Annotated in this window: 6 protein-coding genes and 2 rRNA genes; 2 read left to right on the top strand and 6 right to left on the bottom strand. The window is 37.8% G+C overall.

What is annotated here, in order from left to right:
• Together F955_RS12515 and rrf are read left to right on the top strand one after the other, a co-directional pair.
• A 23S ribosomal RNA gene (locus F955_RS12515) occupies positions 1–1,012 on the top strand; the annotation flags it as partial.
• Between the two features lie 186 nt (positions 1,013–1,198).
• A 5S ribosomal RNA gene (gene rrf / locus F955_RS12510) occupies positions 1,199–1,313 on the top strand.
• A 737-nt stretch (positions 1,314–2,050) separates the two neighbouring features.
• Here the strand turns inward: rrf and F955_RS12505 are convergent.
• The 6 genes from F955_RS12505 to F955_RS12480 form a co-directional block, all read right to left on the bottom strand.
• A complete protein-coding gene (locus F955_RS12505) occupies positions 2,051–2,461 on the bottom strand; it encodes a roadblock/LC7 domain-containing protein (protein ID WP_004895109.1) in 411 nt (136 codons plus the stop codon).
• Positions 2,462–2,471: 10 nt separating this feature from the next.
• Positions 2,472–3,008 (bottom strand): GTP-binding protein, encoded by a 537-nt coding sequence (locus F955_RS12500; RefSeq protein WP_004895107.1) that lies wholly within the window; start codon positions 3,006–3,008, stop codon positions 2,472–2,474.
• A 12-nt stretch (positions 3,009–3,020) separates the two neighbouring features.
• The gene (locus F955_RS12495; protein WP_004895105.1) at positions 3,021–3,992 is read right to left on the bottom strand and encodes a hypothetical protein; all 972 of its coding nucleotides are present in this window, start codon (positions 3,990–3,992) and stop codon (positions 3,021–3,023) included.
• Between the two features lie 54 nt (positions 3,993–4,046).
• Positions 4,047–4,406: a hypothetical protein gene (locus F955_RS12490; protein WP_004895102.1), complete on the bottom strand. Its 360-nt coding sequence runs from the start codon at positions 4,404–4,406 to the stop codon at positions 4,047–4,049.
• 485 nt (positions 4,407–4,891) lie between these two features.
• Positions 4,892–5,473: a lytic transglycosylase domain-containing protein gene (locus F955_RS12485; RefSeq protein WP_004895101.1), complete on the bottom strand. Its 582-nt coding sequence runs from the start codon at positions 5,471–5,473 to the stop codon at positions 4,892–4,894.
• A 134-nt stretch (positions 5,474–5,607) separates the two neighbouring features.
• Positions 5,608–6,093, bottom strand: a complete 486-nt coding sequence (locus tag F955_RS12480; protein ID WP_004895099.1) for a GNAT family N-acetyltransferase — start codon at positions 6,091–6,093, stop codon at positions 5,608–5,610.
• Positions 6,094–6,201 lie beyond the last annotated feature (108 nt).

The raw sequence follows: 6,201 nt of genomic DNA, 5'->3' as shown, positions 1-6,201 counted from the left end.
CCCAGTAAACGGCGGCCGTAACTATAACGGTCCTAAGGTAGCGAAATTCCTTGTCGGGTAAGTTCCGACCTGCACGAATGGCATAATGATGGGGGCGCTGTCTCCAGCAGAGGCTCAGTGAAATCGAAATCGCCGTGAAGATGCGGTGTACCCGCGGCTAGACGGAAAGACCCCGTGAACCTTTACTGCAGCTTGACATTGAACTTTGATCTTACTTGTGTAGGATAGGTGGGAGGCTTTGAAGTGGCGACGCTAGTTGCGATGGAGCCGTCCTTGAAATACCACCCTGGTAATATTGAGGTTCTAACTCTGTCCCGTTATCCGGGACGAGGACCATGTCTGGTGGGTAGTTTGACTGGGGCGGTCTCCTCCTAAAGAGTAACGGAGGAGTACGAAGGTGCGCTCAGCGTGGTCGGAAATCACGCGTAGAGTATAAAGGCAAAAGCGCGCTTAACTGCGAGACCCACAAGTCGAGCAGGTACGAAAGTAGGTCTTAGTGATCCGGTGGTTCTGTATGGAAGGGCCATCGCTCAACGGATAAAAGGTACTCTGGGGATAACAGGCTGATACCGCCCAAGAGTTCATATCGACGGCGGTGTTTGGCACCTCGATGTCGGCTCATCTCATCCTGGGGCTGAAGCAGGTCCCAAGGGTATGGCTGTTCGCCATTTAAAGAGGTACGCGAGCTGGGTTTAGAACGTCGTGAGACAGTTCGGTCCCTATCTACCGTGGGCGCTGGAAATTTGAGAGGATCTGCTCCTAGTACGAGAGGACCAGAGTGGACGAACCTCTGGTGTACCGGTTGTGACGCCAGTCGCATCGCCGGGTAGCTATGTTCGGAAGGGATAACCGCTGAAAGCATCTAAGCGGGAAGCCTACCTCAAGATAAGATTTCCCTGTGACTTTATGTCTCCTAAAGAGCCGTTGAAGACTACGACGTTGATAGGTTGGATGTGGAAGCATAGCGATATGTGAAGCTGACCAATACTAATTGCTCGTGAGGCTTGACTATACAACACCCAAACAGTTGTTGTATAACGCTCAATTGATTTCATATTGATCTAATGATCAAACAAAAACTTGATTTAGTGAACGCTAAAGAACAAACTACAGCAACTCAGATATTATCTGTTAATAACTCATTTGGAAAAACACTTAGCATAAACGTAAGACTAAGCAAGTATCCATAAACAGTTGTGCTGGCGACCATAGCAAGAGTGAACCACCTGATCCCTTCCCGAACTCAGAAGTGAAACCTCTTAGCGCTGATGGTAGTGTGGGGTTTCCCATGTGAGAGTAAGTCATCGCCAGCTCATTATTCTAAACACCCCCTTCAATAGAAAGGGGGTGTTTTTTTATGGGAAGGATTTAAGAAAGTATCTAAATATTGATTTTTAATCTAAACCCATAGCAGAAAATCTGCATACTATATACATTTATAGTGATTGCTATCTTCTAGGATGGATTCCCTGTAATCGATTTTAGTAGTTTTTAGCTGATACTAAGTGTTGTGCTGCATTGCTATTAAATATTTCGCTCAACAGTGCATAGGGGGCGGGTAGAAGGCAAATAACTTTGTTTTACCTACCACCCTGGTGATAATAAAACGTTTTGCGAGCTATCGGTAGATAGACTTGTAGCTAGATGGACTCAAATGCCTTATATGAAGGGTATTGATATCTACGGTGTATATTTCATAAAGGATGAAAGATTTACATATAAATATTATTTTTAGTTATATGCTGTACGTTTATATAGAAACTTAGATCATTAAATTACTGGTTCTTTATTCAGGATTATTTAAATTAAAATTGTGATTAAGTAACATCCTATAAATCAGGCAGAAGTAACAGCTGCTCCCGTGATGGCTAGTTTGGGCTCTGCCATTTTATTTGTCTTACTTTTAATTAGTTCAGCTATAGTCGACCATATATTTAAATATGCTTTTCTCGTAGGAATCTCGACTGGAATTATGAGTAGTTATTATGAATCTTGATTATGTAATATTACAAGCCTGGCTCAAGCTTGTAATATTCATATGGAATCAGATTTAAAAGTTAGAAATATCCTGAGCAATTTTTTTCGTGCAATATAACAGTTGACCTAAAAGTACATCATTAGTGGTCATGGCTAGGATCAGCATAGGAAACTTGGGATGCGGAATTGCAGTTAGGATCGCTTTACCATTATTAGCATCCAGTGTAATGCTTTGACAGCCTTCCAGTTGTAATTCCTGCATAAATGCTTGGACCATAGCTACAATGGAACTACTTACGGCAGCAAGTTTTCCTTTACCGTTAGTTTTAATTTTTTCAAATGAGGCTAATTCAAATCCATCTGAAGAGCACAGCATGGTAAGTTCTATACCTTGTACATTGAATAAGAGTTCTTGAATCTGCTTGGCTGCAAATTCAGTTAATTCTTGGGGAGCAGTACGTTTTGCAAGATCATTTAAGGACATGGAATTTTCTTCAGACAGTAAGTTGGACTTCAGCTGTAGCGATCAAGGCATCAACCAGCATTAAAACATCATTTTTTTCACGGGCATCAATAAAGAACATTGGATAAGTACTGTCTTGCTTTTCAGCCCAGCCATGATAGAGAGCAGCATTATTTTTAGCTTTCTTATCAATATGCGTAATGCCAATCACAACGTTTTTAACTTTATCTTTGAAGTAATTGAGATAAAATTCTAGCTCTTCTAGTGGCTCGTCAATACTGTCATCAATCAGTAATATTACTCCAATAGCACCTTGTGTAATCACGTTCCAGATAAAATTAAAGCGTTGCTGACCTGGTGTGCCATATAAGCCGACTTTGACCCCATCTTCCAGGACTAGTTCACCATAATCGATACCGACTGTTGTTAGTGATTTTTGGTGTGCTTCAAGGTCGGTATTAATTGCTTCGGTACTTAATACATCAATATTAGAAATGGTGCGAATGGCTGTAGTCTTGCCAGCACCCATGCTACCGGCAAATACCAATTTAAATTGGTGCAAGATCAAACTAAATTACTCCTAGATACCGAGCTTCTTACGTAATTTGCTAAAGAAACCCATCATTTTATTAGCTTCCTTTTGAACAGCGGTGGTTGCATGCTGTGTGAATTTGGCTTGATCTGATGAGATCGGTTCAAGCATATTGGCTAGTTGTGAAGCACATAGAAATTGATGAATATATTTTTCACCTAATTTCAACTGTTGTTGTGCATAGGCAACTGATGCACCTTCACTGAAAAGGGCAGCTAATTTGAATAGATCTTTGCGCTGGTCGAAATCTTTAATTTGTGGCCATTTAGCTAAGCGGTAATAGTCTGGATATTCAAGTTCAGCAAATTGCAGATGATGCCATACAAAATTCCAGATCCCTTGGTTAAGATCTTCTGGGCGCACTTGAGTGCGAAATTGCACAATACTATTTAGATCGGCAGGTTCAATGCTGAATTCTGAATCAGGTTGCGGATACCAGTCGATTGCTGGATAGAAGCAATGTTGTTCCAGATCGATAAGAGCTACATGTTTATCACTATTTTTGATTATGTATTTGCTATGACCTGATGGCTGAAATAGCTCATCTAGTATTAATTTAAATGACTGATATGCTATTTTGGCGCTACAAGAGGGTACTATTAATATGGATTGTTCAATTGAATGAGGCGATTGAGTGCCTGATAAAAACTCACGTTGTAACCATTCAATTAAAGCATGGGGGTGCTCAAAGGGTAAGAACAAGGTATTTTCAATCACCTGAGATGACAATGCAGGGTTTTTCTCAACTTGTAGAAGTGTAAGATTATTATTTTTAATTTTTTGAATATGGGGTAAATCGACAAAATCAGCATTTACTAATAAAAGCTGTAGTTTCTGGTCAGTAAGATTGGTCCATACCAGATTATATTTTTCACTTAAAACATCAACCATTGTACTTTTAAATACATTTATTAAAGATAGGCTGAGTCCAAAAATGGAAATATAGAGAGTATCTTTCATGAGGATGTGCTCAATTTAAGGGTTACCGGAAAAAGTAACCCTCAAATAGCTTAATTAAGCAAAATCTAAACCTTTTTCAAAGTGTTTCAATTCATGACGTGCCATAGCGAGGTTTGAACGACTACGGTCAAGAACCAGATAAAGGAATAAATTTTCATTTGAATCAAGTGGGCGTAGCAAGTGATATTGTTTGCCTAAAGTGATTAGAATGTCTTCGATAGAATCATTCAGATTCAGGCTCGCTGCTACACGACGTTTAGCACGTACAACTTCTGTGTTGCCTGCAGCTGCGAGCTCAAGATCAATTGTATTATTGCCAAGAGTTGCTAATGCAAGACCACTTTCGCTGTCTACGAGTGCTGCTGCAACGAAACCATCAATATCTGTAAGTGCATCTAAAGTAAGCTTGGCCATACTATCCCCTGGAAAATTTTAAATAATGAAGATAAAAAAATTATCGCAAGAATGTTTATATAAAAGAACCAAGAATACAAGTTAGAATAAATTGAAAATATTTAGAAATTAGCTTATATGAAAACTATTAATTGAAATATAGTATTATTTAAAATTAATTTAAAAATGATTTTATGTGACTTAATTCTTATTAATTTTAAATATTAACATCATATTTGAATAACTAATTGTATGTATAAACTGATTCATTATGTATTAATATTGTAAATTGTAAATAATATAAAAAAAATATAACCAAGAATTTTAAATGTTGTATTAATAAACAATATAGGTTTTGATATATTTGAATCAAAATGTGATTTAAATGGTATATAAAAATTTAATAGTGACGTGGGTCAAATAATATTATAAAAGTGGAAAATCATGGTTTAGATGAATAATTAAGCATAATCTATAATTATGCTTAATTACATCTATTAGAAAAACTAAATTGAATTTTTTAACGTTTTTTTATGATTAAGTACCTGTTTAGCGTATTTTTTACCTTGCTTACGCATCTTGCGATTATTTTCAAAACCAGATGGACCGACATTATAATATCCTAGTCCCTTTTTTAAGTCGCCTGCAGATTGTTGATAACGCGCTAATATATAGGAGCCACATTGGACATTGGTGGCTTCATGGAATAAATCAGCTCCACAACTACTTTGCCAAGAACGTGGAATAATTTGCATTAAACCTACAGCACCAGCGGATGAGCTGACATACGGACGATAGGTAGATTCTTGTCGGATTACTGCTGCGACTAAGAGTGGATCTAAATTGTGCTGTTCGGCACTTTTAATAATCAGTGGCGATACGCGATTTGCTGTTTCTGGAGAGATAGAATATGCATTTTGTATCCCTTTGGAAAGTTTAGCTGAGCGTTTTTCTATGGAACCTCCACCTAAAGAAGAACATGCAGTTAAAGTAATTGCACTGCCTAGGAGGATGAGTTGTTTGAAATGCGAGGGTGTAAAAAAATGAGATAAAAGACGTTTTAAGGGAAAGGACTTAAAGTAGGTCAAAATTAAATATCCGCATTATAAAATTAATTTGATACTAAAAAATGAACTGTTCAGCGTCAAGCTGATTAGCCTTTTAAACCTGAGCTACAATAATTTTTGCAGCTTTTTGGCTTGATCTTTACTTGAGGCATATTTTATATAGTTTTCAGCATCCAGATTTCACACGCTTCACTATGCCCCGTATTTCCTTCAGGATATGCCAGATGTTCAAAGCCCAGTTTTTCATAGAGTTTGACAGCTTGCCAAAGGGATTTTGTCGTTTCCAAATAAATCTTATGAAATTTCTGTTGCTGTGCGAAATCAAAAGCCAGATTTAAAATCTGCTTGGCAAACCCATGTTGACGAATGGCTGGGAGGAAATACATTTTCTGGATTTCTAGAATGCTATTATCATCTTGTAAGGAAGCAATGCCACCACCACCATAAACTTGATCATCTTCATTGACAATAACCCAGTAAGCAGCGTTTGGTTGTTGATAAACCTGATATAAGCTGTCCAGAATAGAATCACCTACTGCAAAACCGGATTCAGCAGCAAGACCAAATTCAATAGAAACTTCACGAATAATTTTGGCAATTTGGGGATTATCCTTAGGCTGGATCGGTCGAATAGAATACATAAATCATGAAACATAAAAAAAGATGGAAATTTTATAGTCCTAAAACTGTAAAAAATCCATCTTTATAGCTTATAAATCCATCAACGAGTCAGCATGTTCGAGATTCTG

Origin of the sequence: Acinetobacter schindleri CIP 107287 (assembly GCF_000368625.1) — a bacterium.
GTDB classification, from domain to species: Bacteria; Pseudomonadota; Gammaproteobacteria; order Pseudomonadales; family Moraxellaceae; genus Acinetobacter; species Acinetobacter schindleri.
Note: the sequence above shows the minus strand (reverse complement) of the source record. Positions and strands in the feature narration are given on the sequence as shown.

What these genes read in the sequence shown, in the direction of transcription:
- F955_RS12495 (WP_004895105.1), bottom strand. Translation starts at nt 3,992, where the DNA reads ATGAAAGATACTCTCTATATTTCCATTTTTGGACTCAGCCTATCTTTA.
- F955_RS12490 (WP_004895102.1), bottom strand. Translation starts at nt 4,406, where the DNA reads ATGGCCAAGCTTACTTTAGATGCACTTACAGATATTGATGGTTTCGTT.
- F955_RS12505 (WP_004895109.1), bottom strand. Translation starts at nt 2,461, where the DNA reads ATGTCCTTAAATGATCTTGCAAAACGTACTGCTCCCCAAGAATTAACT.
- F955_RS12480 (WP_004895099.1), bottom strand. Translation starts at nt 6,093, where the DNA reads ATGTATTCTATTCGACCGATCCAGCCTAAGGATAATCCCCAAATTGCC.